Annotated in this window: 18 protein-coding genes and 1 riboswitch; of the genes, 16 read left to right on the plus strand and 2 right to left on the minus strand. The window is 74.9% G+C overall.

All coding sequences use genetic code 11. From position 1 onward, the window contains the following. Positions 1-38: 38 nt before the first annotated feature. The gene (locus HKK73_RS09380; protein ID WP_253705871.1) at positions 39-650 is read right to left on the minus strand and encodes a GNAT family N-acetyltransferase; all 612 of its coding nucleotides are present in this window, start codon (positions 648-650) and stop codon (positions 39-41) included. Between the two features lie 51 nt (positions 651-701). Here HKK73_RS09380 and rpe point away from each other — a divergent pair, with 51 nt between their 5' ends. The 8 genes from rpe (at position 702) to HKK73_RS09420 (ending at position 7,429) form a co-directional block, all read left to right on the plus strand. Then, positions 702-1,370: a ribulose-phosphate 3-epimerase gene (gene rpe, locus HKK73_RS09385; RefSeq protein ID WP_009863278.1), complete on the plus strand. Its 669-nt coding sequence runs from the start codon at positions 702-704 to the stop codon at positions 1,368-1,370. Between the two features lie 297 nt (positions 1,371-1,667). Continuing rightward, positions 1,668-1,793, plus strand: a riboswitch (FMN riboswitch). A gap of 158 nt (positions 1,794-1,951) precedes the next feature. Beyond that, a complete protein-coding gene (gene ribD / locus HKK73_RS09390) occupies positions 1,952-3,085 on the plus strand; it encodes a bifunctional diaminohydroxyphosphoribosylaminopyrimidine deaminase/5-amino-6-(5-phosphoribosylamino)uracil reductase RibD (protein WP_253705873.1) in 1,134 nt (377 codons plus the stop codon). Next, positions 3,085-3,708, plus strand: a complete 624-nt coding sequence (locus HKK73_RS09395) for a riboflavin synthase (protein ID WP_171467857.1) — start codon at positions 3,085-3,087, stop codon at positions 3,706-3,708. Before ribD ends, HKK73_RS09395 begins: the two co-directional genes overlap by 1 nt. Then, complete coding sequence (gene ribB / locus HKK73_RS09400; RefSeq protein WP_171467858.1) at positions 3,705-5,135, plus strand: 3,4-dihydroxy-2-butanone-4-phosphate synthase; 1,431 nt, start codon at positions 3,705-3,707, stop codon at positions 5,133-5,135. The genes HKK73_RS09395 and ribB overlap by 4 nt, the downstream gene beginning before the upstream one ends. Continuing rightward, positions 5,132-5,599, plus strand: a complete 468-nt coding sequence (gene ribH / locus HKK73_RS09405; protein WP_043651624.1) for a 6,7-dimethyl-8-ribityllumazine synthase — start codon at positions 5,132-5,134, stop codon at positions 5,597-5,599. The genes ribB and ribH overlap by 4 nt, the downstream gene beginning before the upstream one ends. Before the next feature lie 73 nt (positions 5,600-5,672). Then, a complete protein-coding gene (locus HKK73_RS09410; protein ID WP_043651626.1) occupies positions 5,673-5,936 on the plus strand; it encodes a phosphoribosyl-ATP diphosphatase in 264 nt (87 codons plus the stop codon). Between the two features lie 109 nt (positions 5,937-6,045). Then, the gene (gene hisG, locus HKK73_RS09415) at positions 6,046-6,900 is read left to right on the plus strand and encodes an ATP phosphoribosyltransferase (RefSeq protein WP_171467859.1); all 855 of its coding nucleotides are present in this window, start codon (positions 6,046-6,048) and stop codon (positions 6,898-6,900) included. Positions 6,901-6,946: 46 nt separating this feature from the next. Further along, on the plus strand, positions 6,947-7,429 hold the full coding sequence (locus tag HKK73_RS09420; protein ID WP_009865158.1) for a PH domain-containing protein: 483 nt from the start codon (positions 6,947-6,949) through the stop codon (positions 7,427-7,429). A gap of 125 nt (positions 7,430-7,554) precedes the next feature. Here the strand turns inward: HKK73_RS09420 and HKK73_RS09425 are convergent, their stop codons facing one another. Then, positions 7,555-9,456 carry a DEAD/DEAH box helicase gene (locus HKK73_RS09425; RefSeq protein ID WP_171467860.1) on the minus strand — a complete coding sequence of 634 codons (1,902 nt, stop codon included), beginning with the start codon at positions 9,454-9,456 and terminating at the stop codon, positions 7,555-7,557. Between the two features lie 409 nt (positions 9,457-9,865). Between HKK73_RS09425 and HKK73_RS09430 the strand changes: the two genes are divergently transcribed. From HKK73_RS09430 to HKK73_RS09465, 8 genes are all read left to right on the plus strand, one after another. Next, complete coding sequence (locus HKK73_RS09430) at positions 9,866-10,486, plus strand: CDP-alcohol phosphatidyltransferase family protein (RefSeq protein WP_034656174.1); 621 nt, start codon at positions 9,866-9,868, stop codon at positions 10,484-10,486. Beyond that, positions 10,483-11,451, plus strand: coding sequence for a DUF881 domain-containing protein (locus HKK73_RS09435; protein WP_232422894.1), 969 nt, complete (start codon positions 10,483-10,485; stop codon positions 11,449-11,451). Before HKK73_RS09430 ends, HKK73_RS09435 begins: the two co-directional genes overlap by 4 nt. After that, positions 11,448-11,780, plus strand: a complete 333-nt coding sequence (locus HKK73_RS09440; protein ID WP_021483549.1) for a small basic family protein — start codon at positions 11,448-11,450, stop codon at positions 11,778-11,780. Before HKK73_RS09435 ends, HKK73_RS09440 begins: the two co-directional genes overlap by 4 nt. 2 nt (positions 11,781-11,782) lie before the next feature. Beyond that, positions 11,783-13,261 (plus strand): DUF881 domain-containing protein, encoded by a 1,479-nt coding sequence (locus tag HKK73_RS09445; RefSeq protein WP_171467861.1) that lies wholly within the window; start codon positions 11,783-11,785, stop codon positions 13,259-13,261. A gap of 175 nt (positions 13,262-13,436) precedes the next feature. Next, complete coding sequence (locus HKK73_RS09450; protein WP_021483194.1) at positions 13,437-13,919, plus strand: FHA domain-containing protein; 483 nt, start codon at positions 13,437-13,439, stop codon at positions 13,917-13,919. Between the two features lie 2 nt (positions 13,920-13,921). Next, positions 13,922-14,677: a MerR family transcriptional regulator gene (locus HKK73_RS09455; RefSeq protein ID WP_043651632.1), complete on the plus strand. Its 756-nt coding sequence runs from the start codon at positions 13,922-13,924 to the stop codon at positions 14,675-14,677. A 124-nt stretch (positions 14,678-14,801) separates the two neighbouring features. Next, entirely contained in the window at positions 14,802-15,275 is a 474-nt protein-coding gene (locus HKK73_RS09460) for a bifunctional nuclease family protein (RefSeq protein ID WP_024839673.1), read from the plus strand. A gap of 214 nt (positions 15,276-15,489) precedes the next feature. Beyond that, entirely contained in the window at positions 15,490-16,080 is a 591-nt protein-coding gene (locus tag HKK73_RS09465; protein WP_021482353.1) for a MerR family transcriptional regulator, read from the plus strand. Positions 16,081-16,252 lie beyond the last annotated feature (172 nt).

Genomic DNA, 16,252 nt, shown 5'->3' on the forward strand with positions numbered 1-16,252 from the left:
GCCTGCTCGACCGAGTGGGTCGGGGCGCACCAGGGTGCTCAGAGGGTGCGCTGGAGCAGGATCGTGTCGACCCAGCGGCCGTGCTTGAACCCGACGGCGGTGAGGCGGCCGGCCTCGACGAAGCCGAAGCGGCGGTGCAGCGGGAGCGACCCGGCGGCCTCGGGGACGTCGGCGACGACGGAGACGACCTGGCGGACCCCCGCGGCGGCCAGCGCCTCCAGGAGCGCGGCGAGCAGCGCGGTGCCCACCCCGCGCCCGGCGTGCTCCGGGTCGAGGTAGATCGTGTCCTCGGCGGTGTGCCGGTAGGCGGGCTTGGGGCGCCAGGCCGACGCGTACGCGTAGCCCGCGACGACGGCGCCGGTCGGGGAGCCCGGGGCGTCGACCTCGGCGACGAGGAACGGCAGGCCGCGCGCGACGACGTCGTCGAGCTTGCGGTGCCACGCCGGGACGTCCCAGACCTCCTCCTCGAACGTCACGCACGTGTCACGCACGAACGGGGCGGCGATCTCCGCGACCCGCGGCAGGTCGTGCACCGTGGCCGGGCGCACCGTCACGGCGGGCGCGGAGGCGCGCGGGTCCCCGGGGCGGTGCGGCGTGCCGGGAACGGAGGCAGGGGCCGGGCCGGGGGAGGGGGAGGAGAGGTCGCTCACGCGACGAGGGTACGAGCACCGGGCTCCGGCACGCGCCCCTAGGCTGGGCCCATGGCAGCCCTCATCGCACCGAGCATCCTGTCCGCCGACTTCGCGAACCTCGAGCGCGACCTGAACGCGATCGCCACGGCGGACTACGCGCACGTCGACGTCATGGACAACCACTTCGTGCCGAACCTCACGCTCGGGCTGCCGGTGTTCGAGCGCCTGGCGCAGGTGTCGCCCGTCCCGATCGACGCCCACCTCATGATCGAGGACCCTGACCGCTGGGCGCCGGCCTACGCGGAGGCGGGCGCGGCGTCGGTCACGTTCCACGCCGAGGCCGCTGCTGCCCCTGTGCGGCTCGCTCGCGAGCTCCGCCGCCTGGGAGCCCGCGCAGGCGTCGCGCTGCGCCCTGCGACGCCGGTGGAGCCCTTCCTGGACCTGCTGACCGAGGTGGACATGATCCTTGTCATGACGGTCGAGCCGGGCTTCGGCGGGCAGTCCTTCATCGAGGGGACGCTGCCGAAGATCCGGCGGGCGCGCGAGGCCGTGAGCGAGTCGGGTCTCGACGTGTGGATCCAGGTCGACGGGGGAGTGTCGCGGTCGACGATCGAGCGGGCCGCGGACGCGGGGGCGAACGTCTTCGTCGCCGGGTCGGCGGTCTACGGGGCGGAGAACGTGCCCGAGGAGATCCAGGCGCTGCGCGAGCTGGCGGAGGCGTCGGCGCACGCTCACTGACGCCAGGACGAGAAAGGGCCCTCTTCGGGCCCTTTCTTCGTTCCACATAAAATAGTGTGCCAAGCGCGTATCTTCCGTCTACGAGACCGCGAGAAGCTCACCACCGAGCAAGGAGGAGAGGGTGGAGCCAGCCGTCGGGCGGCGAAGCTCGACGGCTCAGGGGGAGGCGGTGCTCGCGAGCGGCGACCTCGACGGGGCGGGCGAGGCCGCGTCGGACCGCCGGTCGCACCCGTGCCGGTCGCACCCGCGCGGGGCGTACCCGGAGTAACATCGGCGGTTGCAGTACGCAGTACGCACGAACGTGCTCCGGGGTCGGTGCAATTCCGAGCCGGCGGTGACAGTCCGCGACCCGCGCCCACGCGCGGTTGACCTGGTGGAACTCCAGGACCGACGGTGAAAGTCCGGATGGGAGGAAGCACGTGCGGCGTGGCCACGCCTCGGCGCGTGGTGCTCCGGCGACCCGCCGGCGCACTCGTCCGGGACGGTGACGGCCTCGCCGTGGTGAGCGACGCCGTCGAGCCCTCGTGGCTCGACCCGACGCCCGCCCTCACCCCGGAGCACCCGTGCCCGGGAGGAGGACGATGGGCGAGCACCCCCGCACCCTGACGGTCGACGCCGCGATGACGCGCGCGCTCGAGCTGGCGGCCCGAGGGCCGGCACACGGGCCGAACCCGCGCGTCGGGTGCGTCCTGCTGGGCCCTCCGCCCGACGCACCCGTGCCCGACGGCGCGGCGCCGGACTCGCTCGACCCGCACCCGCGGCCCGTGCTCGCCGAGGGGTGGCACCGTGGCGCGGGGACGCCGCACGCCGAGGCGGCGGCCCTCGCGGACGCTCGGGCGCGCGGCGTCGACGTGGCCGGCGCGACGGCGGTCGTGACGCTCGAGCCGTGCGCCCACACCGGTCGCACCGGCCCGTGCGCCGACGCCCTCGTCGCCGCGGGCGTGGCGGAGGTCGTGCTCGCCGTCGACGATCCGAACCCCGTCGCCACGGGCGGCGCGCACCGGCTGCGGGCCGCGGGGGTCCGCGTCGTGCGCGGCCTGCGCGCCGCCGAGGGCGAGGAGCTCCTGCGGGTGTGGCTCACGGCCGTCCGGCGCGGCACGCCGTACGTGACGCTCAAGACGGCCACGACGCTCGACGGCTACGTCGCCGCGGAGGACGGGACGAGCCGGTGGATCACCGGGCCCGCGGCGCGCGAGCACGCGCACCGCGTGCGCGCGGAGGTGGACGCGATCGCCGTCGGCACGGGCACGCTCCTGGCCGACGACCCCGAGCTCACCGCGCGGGTGCCCGCCCGCGGCTCGTCCCACGAGGCCGCGAGCGCCGTGCGTCTGGCGGAGCACCAGCCGTTGCGCGTGGTCGTGGGTTTGCGGGGTGTCCCGCCGGCGGCGCGGGTCCGCGGGGAGGGTGGCGAGCTGGTGCACGTGCTGACGCGGGACGTCGGTGAGGTGCTGGAGCGGCTCGCGGAGCGCGAGGTGCGGCACGTGCTGGTGGAGGGCGGTCCGACGCTGGCGACGGCGTTCCTGGCCGCGGGCGCGGTGGACGAGCTGCACGCGTACGTGGCGCCGGTGCTGCTGGGGAGCGGGCGGCGAGCGGTGGACGGGTTGGGTGTGGCGACGATCACCGACGCGCACCGGTTCCGCACGGTGGAGGTGAGGCGTGTCGGGGACGACGCGCTGGTGGTGTCCAGGAGGAGCACGGAAGGACGGGTGGGTTGATGTTCACGGGGATCGTGGAGGAGATCGGCAGGGTCCGGGGGATCGGGTTCCCGGGCGGCGTGGGGGAGGACGCGGTGCTCACGGTCGAGGGGCCGCTCGCGGCGTCGGACGCGGGGCTCGGTGACTCGATCGCGGTGAACGGGGTGTGCCTGACGGTCACGAGCCTCGGGGGCGACGGGTCGTTCACGGCGGACGTGATGCCGGAGTCGTTGCGTCGGACTGCGCTGGGTGACCTCGTGGCGGGGTCGCCGGTGAACCTGGAGCGGGCCGTCCGGGCGGACGCGCGGCTGGGCGGTCATGTGGTGCAGGGCCACGTGGACGGCGTCGGGACGCTCGTGAGCCGCGCGCCGGGGGAGCGGTGGGACGACCTGGTGCTCTCCGCGCCTGGGGGGCTGACGCGCTACGTGGCGGAGAAGGGTTCGATCGCGGTGAGCGGGGTGTCGTTGACGGTGACGCACGTGGACGAGGAGACGTTCGGTGTCTCGCTGATCCCGACGACGCTCGAGGCGACGATCCTCGGTGCCCTGGTGCCGGGCGACCGGGTGAACCTCGAGGTGGACGTGCTCGCGAAGTACGTCGAACGCCTGCTGGTGTCCGGCGTGGTCCCCGGGAGCGCGTCGTGACGGGCGCGGGGTCCGCGAGCGCCGCGGTGCCGGAGGGGTCGGAGGGCGTGCGGCCGGGGTCGGTCGAGGAGGCGTTGGCGGCGATCCGGGCGGGGCGTCCGGTGCTGGTGGCGGACTCGCCGGACCGGGAAAATGAGGCGGACGTGGTGTTCGCGGCGCAGGGGGTGTCGGCGGAGTGGGTGGCGTGGACGATCCGGCACTCGTCGGGGTACCTGTGCGCGCCGATGCCGGCGGTGCGGGCGGACGCGTTGGAGCTGCCGTTGATGGTGCCGCACAGCCAGGACCCGCGGCGGACGGCGTACACGGTGACGGTGGACGCGGCGACGGGGGTGTCGACGGGGATCTCGGCGGAGGACCGGGCGCGGACGTTGCGGGTGCTGGCGGACCCGGGGTCGGGTGCGGGGGACCTGATCCGGCCGGGTCACGTGCTGCCGTTGCGGGCGGTGCCGGGGGGTGTGCTGCATCGTGCGGGGCACACGGAGGCCGCGGTGGACCTGGTGCGTCTGGCGGGGAGGGGTGAGGTAGGGGGTATCGCGGAGCTGGTACACGACGACGGGTCGATGATGCGTCTGGGGGACGCGGCGGCGTTGGCGGAGCGTGACGGGTTGGTGCTGATCACGATCGCGGACCTGGTGGCGTGGCGGCGGGTGCACGACCCTGCGCCTGCGGTGGCCACGGAGGTGCCGGGTCGGGAGGCTTTGGTGCGGCGGGTGCACCGCACGTCGTCGGCGGAGCTCCCGACGGTGCACGGCCGGTTCCGGGTGGTGGGGTACCGGGACCTGCGTACGGGGGCGGAGCACGTGGCCCTGGTCCCTGCGGTCCCCCCTGCTGGTGCCTCGGGTCGGGGCGAGGCCGGTGCGGAGGCCGCGAGCGCCGTCGGGACGGAGGTGGTGCCGGTGGTGCGGGTGCACTCGGAGTGCTTGACGGGGGACGCGTTCGGGTCGTTGCGGTGCGACTGCGGTCCGCAGCTGGAGGCGGCGTTGGGGCGGGTCGCGGCGGAGGGGGGTGCGGTGGTGTACCTGCGGGGGCACGAGGGTCGGGGGATCGGGCTGCTGGCGAAGATCGGGGCGTACGAGCTGCAGGACGCGGGTCTGGACACGGTGCAGGCGAACCTGGAGCTGGGGTGGCCGGTGGATCGTCGGGAGTACGGGGCGGCGGCGGCGATCCTGGCGGACCTGGGGTTGTCGCGGGTGCGGTTGCTGACGAACAACCCGGCGAAGGTGACGGGTCTGGTGGCGTCGGGCATCGACGTCGTGGGGACTGAGCGGATCGAGGTGGGTCACGGGGAGCACAACCGGGCGTACCTGGTGACGAAGAAGGTGGCGATGGGTCATCTGCTGGACACGGTGGCGGTCCCGGACGGGGTCGTGCTGGGAGGGCCGGGCGACGGGTCCGGTGCCGAGGAGACGAAGGAGGACGAGGGATGAGCGGGGCGGGTGCGCCGACGGTGCGCGTGGACGGGTCGGGGCTGCGGGTGACGGTGGTCGCGGCGAGCTGGCACACGGAGGTGATGGACGGGTTGCTGGCGGGCGCGCGGCGGGCGTTGGCGGCGGCGAACGTGTCGCACGTGAGCGTGGTGCGGGTGCCGGGGTCGTTCGAGCTGCCGGTGGCGGCGGCGCGTGCGGTGGAGCACGGTGCGGACGCGGTGGTGGCGCTGGGGGTGGTGATCCGTGGGGGGACGCCGCACTTCGAGTACGTGTGCCAGGCGGCGACGTCGGGCCTGACGGACGTGAGCGTGCGCACGGGGGTGCCGGTGGGGTTCGGTGTGCTGACGTGCGACGACGAGCAGCAGGCCCTGGACCGGGCGGGGCTGGAGGGGTCGCGCGAGGACAAGGGTGCGGAGGCCGCGGAGGCGGCGGTCGCGACGGTCGTGGCGCTGCGCGACCTGTGACGGGGGCGGTCGGGGCGTGCCCGCTGGGCGGACACGCCCCGGCCGGGTCCGGGTGGCGGATACCCTGGAGCCCGTGAAGACGTTCGAGTCCCTGTTCGCGGAGCTGTCCGAGAAGGCCATGACGCGACCTGCCGGTTCCGGCACGGTCGCGGAGCTGGACGCCGGCGTGCACGCGATCGGGAAGAAGGTGGTCGAGGAGGCCGCCGAGGTGTGGATGGCCGCCGAGTACGAGGGCGACGTGAAGACGGCGGAGGAGATCTCCCAGCTCCTCTACCACCTGCAGGTCCTCATGCTGGCGAAGGGTCTGAGCCTGCAGGACGTGTACGAGCATCTGTGAGCGGCCGCGCCGGTGAGCGTCCCCGCTCCCGGCCGCGAGCGCCGCTCGCCCCTCGCTCGTCCCTGCTGTTCCCCGCTCCCTGCCCGATCCCCTGAACGAAGGTCCTGTCATGCTGCGTATCGCCGTCCCCAACAAGGGGTCCCTGTCCGAGCCTGCCGTCGAGATGCTGCGCGAGGCGGGGTACCGCCAGCGTCGTGACCCGCGCGAGCTGGTGCTGGCGGACCCGGACAACGACGCCGAGTTCTTCTTCCTGCGCCCGCGCGACATCGCGGTGTACGTGGGGTCGGGCACGGTCGACGTCGGGGTGACGGGCCGGGACCTGCTGCTGGACTCGGGCGCGGACGCGGTGGAGCACATGCAGCTCGGGTTCGGGGGGTCGACGTTCCGGTACGCGGCGCCGGCGGGGACGATCACGTCGTTGGAGCAGGTGCAGGGGCTGCGGGTCGCGACGTCGTACGAGGTCCTCGTGGAGGGGCACCTGCGCGGGCACGGGGTGGACGCGACGGTGGTGCACCTGGACGGTGCGGTCGAGTCGGCGGTGCAGCTCGGGGTGGCGGACGTCGTCGCGGACGTGGTCTCGACGGGCACGACGCTGCGCGGCGCCGGCCTGGAGGTGTTCGGCGACCCGATCCTGGTGTCGGAGGCGGTGCTGATCCGGCCGCGCAAGGTTGCGGAGGCGGACGTCCCGGCGGGGGTGGAGGTGCTGTCCCGTCGCCTGCAGGGGGTGCTGACGGCGCACGAGTACGTCCTCATGGACTACGACGTGCCGGTGTCGCTCGTGGACCGTGCGGTCGCGATCACGCCGGGCCTGGAGTCGCCCACGGTGTCCCCGCTGCACGACCGGGACTGGGCGGCGGTGCGGGCGATGGTGCGCCGCGACCGCACGAACCAGGTCATGGACGCCCTGTACGACGTGGGTGCGCGCGCGATCCTCGTGACCCGGATCCACGCCTCGCGCCTCTGATCTCGTGCCGCCGGTGGGTGGTCGGCGGGTGTGAGACGGTGGCGGCATGAGCACCGACCCGTTCCCCGACCCCGGCCTGCCGGGCGACCGCGACGACGACCCGTACCGCACGTTCCGGCCCCGGTTCGGCCTGGTGTCGGCCTGGGCGACGGGCGTGGTCGTCGTCGGCGGGTGTGTCGTGGTGGGGCTGTCCGCGACGGGGCCGCTCGGCACGTCGTGGGTGAACCGGCTGTCCATCGCGGCGTTCGCGCTGTTCGCGGCGTGGCTGCTGTGGCGCCTGGGCGGCGTGCACGCCGTCCCGACGCGCGAGGGCCTGCGGGTGCGCAACGTCATCTACACGCGCCGCCTCGCCTGGCCCCAGATCGTGTCGGTCCGCTTCGGCTCCGGCGACGCGTGGGTGCGTCTCGACCTCGCGGACGGGTCCACCCTCGCCGTCATGGGCATCCAACGGGCCGACGGCGCGAGGGGCGAGGCGGAGGCGCGTCGCCTCGCCGCCCTGGTGAAGGCGCACGGCGAGGCCCACGAGTAAGGACCGCAGGCGCGGGGCTCCCGTGCCCGCGCCACGGGTCACCCCGTACCGACGACGACGGCCCCCGGATCGAGGAGATCCGGGGGCCGTCGTCGTGCGCCGGCAGGACTGCGCCGGCGGAGCCGTCAGAACGCGGCGCGGTGGCGCGGCTTGCGCTCGCCCCGGTCGTCGGCACGGTCGAAGCGGTCACGACGCTCGTCACGACGACCCGACGGGCCGTGCCCGGCACGCGGGCCCCGGGACGCGGGCGCGCCCTCGTCGAGACGGATGCGCAGCGCCTTGCCCGCGACCCGTGCCCGCGAGATGCGGTCCATCGTGTCCGCGTCGAGCGGGGCGGTGATGTCCACGAGCGAGAACGACGGGAAGATGTCGATCTTGCCGACGTCCGACCCGGCCAGACCCGCCTCGTTCGTCAGCGCGCCCACGATCCCGCCGGGCATCACGCCGTCCTTGTGGCCCACCGACAGGCGGTAGCGCGTCCCGACGGCGTCGCGGCGGATGCCGCGCGTACCGTCGCCCTCGCGCCGGCCCGACGCACGGTCGCCGCGCGACGGACGCTCGCCCGTACGCTCCGTGCGACGCGCCTTCGACTGTTCGCGCGCCGCGGCCCGCTCCGCCTCGAACCGCTCCTGCTCCTCACGGGCACGCGGCCCGTCGTCACCGACCGCGAGCGCCGCCATGGCCGCGGCGAGGTCGACCGGGTCGACGTCGTGCTCGGCGAGGAAGGTGCGCACCATGTCGGCGTACATCGACAGGCGGCCTGCCTCCTGGCGGGCGGGGACCTGCCCGAGCAGGGCCCGCACCTTGTGCGCGGACACGTCCGCGGGGGAGGGGATCTCGATCTCCTGCAGCGGGGTGCGAGTCGTGCGCTCGATCGCGCGCAGGCGCCCGCGCTCGTGCGGGGTGACGAAGCTCAGGGCCTCGCCGGTGCGGCCCGCGCGGCCGGTGCGGCCGATGCGGTGCACGTACGCCTCGGGCTCGCCCGGCAGGTCGAAGTTCACGACGAGACCGATGCGATCCACGTCGAGGCCGCGCGCGGCGACGTCGGTCGCGACGAGGACGTCGAGCGCACCGGAGCGCAGGCGCTCCACGATCCGCTCGCGCTCCTTCTGCGCGACGTCGCCCGAGATGGTCGCGGCCGAGATGCCGCGCTCGACGAGCGCGGACCCGACCTCCTCCGCGGCGCCGCGCGTGCGGGTGAACACGATCGCGGCCTCGGCGTCGGACGTGGCGAGGACGCGCACGAGGGAGCCGGTCTTGTGGCGGAACGGCACGACCGCGTACGTCTGGCGCACGCTCGTCACCGTGGAGGACTGGCGGGCGACGGCGATCTCGACCGGGTCGGTGAGGTGCTCGTTCGCGACGCGGCGGATCGGGGCGGGCATCGTCGCGGAGAACAGCGCGACCTGACGCTCGCGTGGCGCGCGGGAGAAGATCGTGTCGACGTCCTCCGCGAAGCCCATGCGCAGCATCTCGTCGGCCTCGTCGAGCACGAGGAAGCGCACGTCGTCGAGCACGAGGGTGCCGCGCTCGATGTGGTCGATGACGCGCCCGGGCGTGCCGACGACGACCTGCGCCCCGGCCGCGAGCGCCCGCTGCTGCGGCTGGTAGGGCGAGCCGCCGTACACGGCGACGACGTCGACCTTGGGCAGGTGCGCCGCGAACGACTCGACGGCGTCGGCGACCTGCATCGCGAGCTCGCGCGTCGGGGTGAGGACGACGGCCTGCACGCGCCGCAGCGTGGGGTCGATCGCGGCGAGCAGCGGGAGGCCGAACGCGGCGGTCTTGCCGGTGCCGGTCTGCGCGACGCCGGTGATGTCGCGGCCCGCGAGGAGCGCGGGGATAGCCTCGGCCTGGATCGCGGACGGGGTGACGAACCCGAGGTCGGCGACGGCGCGCTCGAGGGGCGCGGGCAGGCCGAGGTCGGAGAACACGGGGCCGGCGGGAGCGGTCTGCTCCGCGACGGCGGGGGAGGCGTCGGTGGAGTGGTCGAGGGCGTGCGAGGGCGCGACGACGTCAGCAGTCATGAAAGGGTGAGGACCGTTCGTTTCAGGGTGTGGAGTGGCGTGCGGTCACCGGGTCGGTTCTCGCAGGTCGCACTCCCGAACACACCAGGCCGGCCACCGCCACGATCGGGGAGATCAGGGGGGTCGGCCACTCTCACGGACACACGCGGGACGAGCGACGAACTCCAAAGGTCCACCCATCGTACCGGAGCGCGCGGGCGGGCCACGGGGCCGGGCCCGGTGACGTCCCTCACCCGCACCCGCCCCGCCGGCACCCGGCCCGCCCCGGACACCGGGCGAAGCGGGTGATTTCGGGCCCTGCGGGGCGCCGCGCCGCGAAATGAGGGCCCAGGTCACCGGGGCCGGTACGTAGGATGGTCGCGCGCGGCAGGTCGCCGCGACGGCGCGACGCGAGCACGGGGCGGTGGGTGTGACGGCAGGGCAGCAGGTCAGCTCGCGCGTCCTGACCGTCCCGAACGTCATCAGCCTCCTGCGGCTGCTCCTCGTACCCGTGTTCGCGGTCCTCATCGTGCGCGGCGACGACGTGTGGGCCCTGGTCGTCCTCGCCGTGTCCGGGGCGTCGGACTGGCTCGACGGCGTGCTCGCGCGCCGCCTGGACCAGGTGAGCCGCCTCGGGCAGATGCTCGACCCCGCCGCCGACCGACTCTTCATCCTCGTCACCCTCCTCGGGCTCGCGTGGCGCGACGTCGTGCCCGTGTGGCTCGTCGTCGCGATCGTCGCGCGCGACGTCCTGCTCGCGGGACTGCTGCCGCTGCTCGCCCGCCACGGCTACGGGCCGCTGCCCGTGAGCTTCGCGGGCAAGGCCGGCACGTTCGCCCTGCTGTACGCGTTCCCGCTGCTGCTCCTCGCGGAGATGCCCGGCTGGCTCGGCGACGTCGCCGCCGTCACCGGGTGGGCGTTCACCTGGTGGGGCGTGGGCCTGTACTGGCTCGCGGGCGCGCAGTACGTGCTGCAGACCCGGGCGCTCGTCCTGCGCGACCGCGCCGCCCGCACCGACCGGCCCGGGACCGCGACGAAGGAGACGCCGTGACCGACACGCGACCGGACCAGCCCGCCGCCGCGCGCCGCGCACCCGTCGACGCGTCCATGACCCTCCTCAACGAGGTCATGCACCGCCCCCTCGACCCCGGGTACGCCGCCGCGGCCGCGCGCCGCGCCGCCGGGCAGACCCCGCACCGCGGGCGCACCGGCACCGTCGCGCTCGTCGCCCTCGCCGTCGTCCTCGGCGTCGTCACCACCGCCGCCGCGGTGCAGCTGCGCGCCCCCCAGCCCGGCGTCATCGCCGCACGCGAGACCCTCGAGCAGGAGATCCTCGAACGCCAGGCCACCGCCGAGGAGCTCTCCGCGCGCGGCGCAGAGCTGTCCGGCGAGATCGAGCAGCTCCAGGGCGCGGCCCTGAGCGGCGCGAGCGCCGACGTGCTCGACAGCCTCCAGGAGGAGGGCGCGCTCACCGGGACGCAGCCCGTCGAGGGCCAGGGCGTCGTCGTCACCCTCGACGACACCGGCGGCGGCCTGTCCTCCGGGGCCACCGACGCGAGCTCGCTCGTGCACGACTCCGACCTGCAGCGCGTCGTCAACGCCCTGTGGGCCGGCGGCGCCGAGGCCGTCGCGATCAACGACCAGCGCCTGACCGGCCTGTCCGCGATCCGCAGCGCCGGCGACGCCGTGCTCGTCGACCTGCAGCCCCTCGTCGGCCCCTACCGCGTCGAGGCGATCGGCGACCCCGACGCGATGCGCACCTCGCTCCTGCGGTCCGGCACGTCCGACTTCCTCCAGCTCCTCGGCACCCAGTACGGCATCCGCTCCGGCGTGACGACGCAGAGCCGCCTCGACCTGCCCGGCCGGTCCGCGCCCACGCTGTTCTTCGCGCACGCCCCGGAGACGACCGTAGACTCCGACGCACCCGCCGAGGAGACCGGCCCCGCGCCGGGTACGACCGACGGGTCCGGGACCCCATCCGCACCGCACGAGACAGGGCAGGAGATCGTCGAATGATCGCAGTCGTCGGACTGGTGGTGGGCATCGTCGCGGGCCTCGTCCTGCAACCCACCGTGCCCGTGTCGCTGCAGCCCTACCTCCCCATCGCCGTCGTCGCCGCCCTCGACGCCCTGTTCGGCGGCCTGCGCGCCCGGCTCGACGGCCTGTTCGACGACAAGGTCTTCCTCGTGTCGTTCCTGTCGAACGTCGTCGTCGCCGCCCTCATCGTGTTCCTCGGCGACCAGCTCGGGGTCGGCAGCCAGCTCTCGACCGCCGTCGTCGTCGTCCTCGGCATCCGCATCTTCTCCAACGCCGCCGCGATCCGGCGCCACATCTTCAAGGCGTGAGCATGAGCCGCGACCCCCGCGACCAGGCTCCGGGCGACCGGCCCGAGCACCCCGCCACGCCCGCGGACGGTGACGACGCCGCCGTCGGCACCCCCGCCGTCCCCGGCACCGAGCCCGGGACCGACGACTCCCACGACGCCGAGGCCGCCCCGGCCCGCACCGACGACTCCGACGAGGACGCGGCCACCGCCGCCGAGACCGACCCGGGCCCGGGTGCGCCGTCGAGCACGCCCCACGACGACCCGGTCGACCCCGCAGCGGTCCCCGGCGACCCCACGACGCCGAGCGACGCACCGGCAGCCCGCGACGAGACCACGGTCACCGCCGACCACCCCGAGGATGACGGCACCACCGCGGCCCGCACGACCCCGACCGGCGCCGCGCCGACCGACACGCCCGCGCCGAGCGCCCCGGACACCAGCGACCCGGACACCAGCGACCCGGACACCAGCGACCCGGGCACCAGCGACCCGGACACCCCGGTGTCGAGCGACCCCACCGCCCTGGGCGACGCCGCAGCAGCGGGGGAGCGCCCCGCACCCGACGGCCGCGCCGACCGGCTCGACGACGCGCGTCCCGCCGCCACCACGCCGAACCTCCCGACGCCGGGCGCGACGACCGACGCCACGTCGGACGCGACGACCACCCCGGCAGCCGCGGCGCGCGAGCAGGACGCCGAGACCTCGCCCACCGCCGAGCCGGACCCGGTCACCGGCGCCACGGCCGCCGTCGGGCGCCACGGCACCCCCACCCAGCCCGAGCCGCGCGGGCTGCGCGGCCTCGGCCGGGCGATGCGACCGCGCGCGTCGCGCTCCCAGGTCATGGTCGGCGTCCTGTGCGCGCTCCTCGGCTTCGCGCTCGTCGTCCAGGTGAGCCAGACGCAGGAGGACCAGCTGTCCTCGCTGCGCCAGAGCGACCTCGTGCGCCTGCTCGACGACGTCACCCAGCGCTCCGGCGAGCTCGAGGACCAGGTGTCCTCGCTCGAGGCCACGCGCGACGAGCTGCAGTCCGGCTCCGGCCGCGAGCGCGCCGCGCTCGAGCTCGCCGAGCAGCAGGCCGAGACGCTCGGCATCCTCTCGGGCCGGCTCCCCGCCGAGGGCCCGGGCGTCGAGATCGAGGTCGTCGAGGGCGCCGAGCCGCTCAAGGCGTTCGGCCTGTTCAACGTGCTGGAGGAGCTGCGCAACGCGGGCGCCGAGGCCATGGAGGTCAACGGCGTCCGCCTCGTCGCGAGCAGCTACTTCGAGGACACCTCCGACGGCGTCGTCGTCGACGGGCAGGTGATCTCGTCCCCGTACCGGTGGACCGCGATCGGCGACCCCTCGACGCTCGAGACCGCGCTCGAGATCCCCGGCGGCGCCATGGCCTCCCTGCGCGCCGACGGCGCGCGCACCACCGTCACCCAGCAGGACCGGGCCGAGGTCACCGCGACCGTCGAGCCCCGCGCACCCCGGTACGCGACCCCCGTCCCCGCCGACGAGTGAACCGGCTTCCCGCAGGCCCACGGGCCGGGGTAGGTTGGGACGACCGAGGGTCGCACGCACCGCGTGACCTGCAGGTGTAGTAGTTTTCGAGCACCAGTTTCCCGCACCCCGGGGCTCGTCCCCCGGTGCGGTTTCCGAGCTCGAGCACGACGTGCGTGAGCCCCGAGGAGGCGTGATGAGTGTCCCAGGCGGTCCTGAGGTGCCGAACCGGGCGACCAGCGACACGACGGTCAGCTTCGGCCGGATCGAGGCCCCGATCGAGGAGGGCGTGCAGCCCGGGGGCCTGAGCCCCGAGGAGCACGCCGCCGTCGCCGCCCTGCCCCGCCACTCGGCCCTGCTCATCATGCAGCGCGGCCCCGGCCAGGGCTCGCGCTTCCTCCTCGACGCCGAGCGCACCGTCGCCGGGCGCTCCGAGCACGCCGACATCTTCCTCGACGACGTCACCGTGTCCCGCAAGCACGCCGAGTTCGTGCGCGAGGGCGAGCACTTCGTCGTGCGTGACGTCGGGTCCCTCAACGGCACTTACGTGAACCGCAGCCGGATCGACGCGGTTGCGCTCGGCACGGGCGACGAGGTCCAGATCGGCAAGTACCGGCTCACGTTCCACGCCAGCCCGCACGCGGCGGCGTCGGCGGGCGGCGCGGCCTCCCCGTCGTGAACATGTCGACCGGCGCCGCGCACGCCACGGCCCCGGAGCCCGCGGACGGGCCCGAACCGTGGCCCCAGGGGATCTCGCGCCGCGCGACCATGCGCATCTCCGACGTGCTGCGCGCGCTGCGGGCCGAGTTCCCCCACGTCAGCCACTCCAAGCTGCGCTTCCTCGAGGAGCAGGGCCTCATCGAGCCGGTGCGGACCGCGTCGGGCTACCGCCAGTACAGCCCCGCCGACGTCGAGCGCCTGCGCTTCGTGCTCGTCGAGCAGCGGGACCGCTACCTGCCGCTGAAGGTCATCAAGGACCGCCTCGCCGCGCTCGACGCCGGGACCGACGCCGAGACGCTCGCCCCCCGCCTCGCGACCACCGACGGCGAGCCCGGGTCGGCCGGCGTCCGCCAGCGCTACACCGTCGACGCGCTCGTCTCCGCCGCCGGGGTCGAGCGCGAGCTCGTCGAGGGCCTCATCGAGGCCGGCGTGCTCCGCCAGGCGCCGGGCGGGCAGCTCGACGCGCGCTCGCTCGACGTCGTCGTGCTCGCCGCCGGCCTCGCGGACTACGGCATCGAGCCCCGCCACCTGCGCTCCCTGCGCACCGCCGCCGACCGCCACGTGAGCCTCGTGCAGCAGGTCGTCTCGCCGTGGCGCGGCCAGCAGAGCCCGTCCGCGCGCGCCCACGCCGGCACCGTCGCGTCCGAGGTCGGCGAGCTGTGCGCGCAGCTGCACACCGTGTTCGTGCGCCAGGGCGTCGACGACCTCACCCGCTGACGCCCGCACCGGCCCCCACCGTGCCTCGCGCGACGGCCCGACGCCCGTCGCGCACACTCGGTGCGCACCCCCTGCCGGATGCCGGGCGGAGTCGTACGGTGGTGGAGTGAGCGACGACGTCCCGATGGTCCCGGTGGAGGTGCTGGGGGTCCGTCAGCAGCAGCGCGACCAGGAGATCGTAGTGCTGCTGCTCGACGACGCGTCCGAGCTCGTGGTGCCGATCGTCATCGGCCCGCGGGAGGCGAGCGCGATCGCCATGGCGCAGGCAGGGCTGCCCACGCCGCGGCCCATGACGCACGACCTGCTGCGGGACCTGCTCGACGCGGTGGGCGTGCGGCTCGAGCGGGCGGAGATCGTCGCCCTCGACGGCGGCATCTTCTTCGCCGAGCTCGTGCTCAGCAACGGCGTGCGGCTCGACTCGCGCGCGTCGGACGCGATCGCCGTCGCGGTGCGCACCGGGAGCCCGGTGCTGTGCTCCGCGGAGGTCGTGGCGACGGCGGGCGTCGAGGTCGTCGACGTCGCGCAGCAGGAGGAGGTCGAGAAGTTCCGCGACTTCCTCGACCACGTCCAGCCCGAGGACTTCTCGGTGGACGAGTAGGAGCGGTCCCGGTGCGTGGCGACCCCGACCCTCGGGTCGCGGTCGAGGCTTCAGGACACACCGGACAAGACAGACCTTCGACCTCAGGTCGAGGGTTCAGCGGTCGACGCGACGACGTGGCGGGCGCGACACGCCCGCACGCCCGAGGCGTCGGTCGTTGACGGCCCCCGACGGCGCCCATAGTTTGGTCGTGACATCACCCCAGGAGGCGACAGTGAACAGCAGCGGTGAGGCGAGCGTCGGTGTCGGCGCGGCAGTTCCGCAGGGCGCGCAGGGCCTCCTCTTCGGGGAGGACATCACCGAGCAGGACACCACGACCGGCTACCGCGGCCCGACGGCGTGCCGCGCGGCAGGCATCACGTACCGCCAGCTCGACTACTGGGCCCGCACCGGTCTGGTCGAGCCCACCGTCCGCCCGGCGTCCGGGTCGGGCTCGCACCGTCTGTACAGCTTCCGCGACATCCTCGTGCTCAAGGTCGTCAAGCGCCTGCTCGACACCGGGGTGTCGCTCCAGCAGATCCGCACGGCCGTCGAGCACCTGCGCGAGCGCGGCGTGGACGACCTGGCGCAGATCACCCTCATGAGCGACGGCGCGAGCGTCTACGAGTGCACCTCGCCCGACGAGGTCGTGGACCTCGTCCAGGGCGGCCAGGGCGTGTTCGGGATCGCCGTCGGGCGCGTGTGGCGCGAGGTCGAGGGCACGCTCGCCGAGCTGCCGACCGAGTCCCTCGAGGACGAGGACGGCACCGCGACGAGCCCGCAGGACGAGCTCGCCCAGCGCCGTCAGGCCCGCACCGCGGGCTGACCCCTCGCCCGGCCCGACCGCGGGCGGACCGTCCGCGAGCGCCGGGGCACCCCCGCGAGGCGTGTGGACCTCGTCACAGCGGGTGCGGTGACCCGTCCGGCGACGCCGTGGGAGGATCGCCCGGTACGCGGTGCGTGGCGCCCTCCCCGGCCCGACGACGCCGCCACGCTCG

It is taken from the genome of Cellulosimicrobium sp. 72-3 (genome assembly GCF_013127315.1).
Classification (GTDB): domain Bacteria; phylum Actinomycetota; class Actinomycetes; order Actinomycetales; family Cellulomonadaceae; genus Cellulosimicrobium; species Cellulosimicrobium funkei.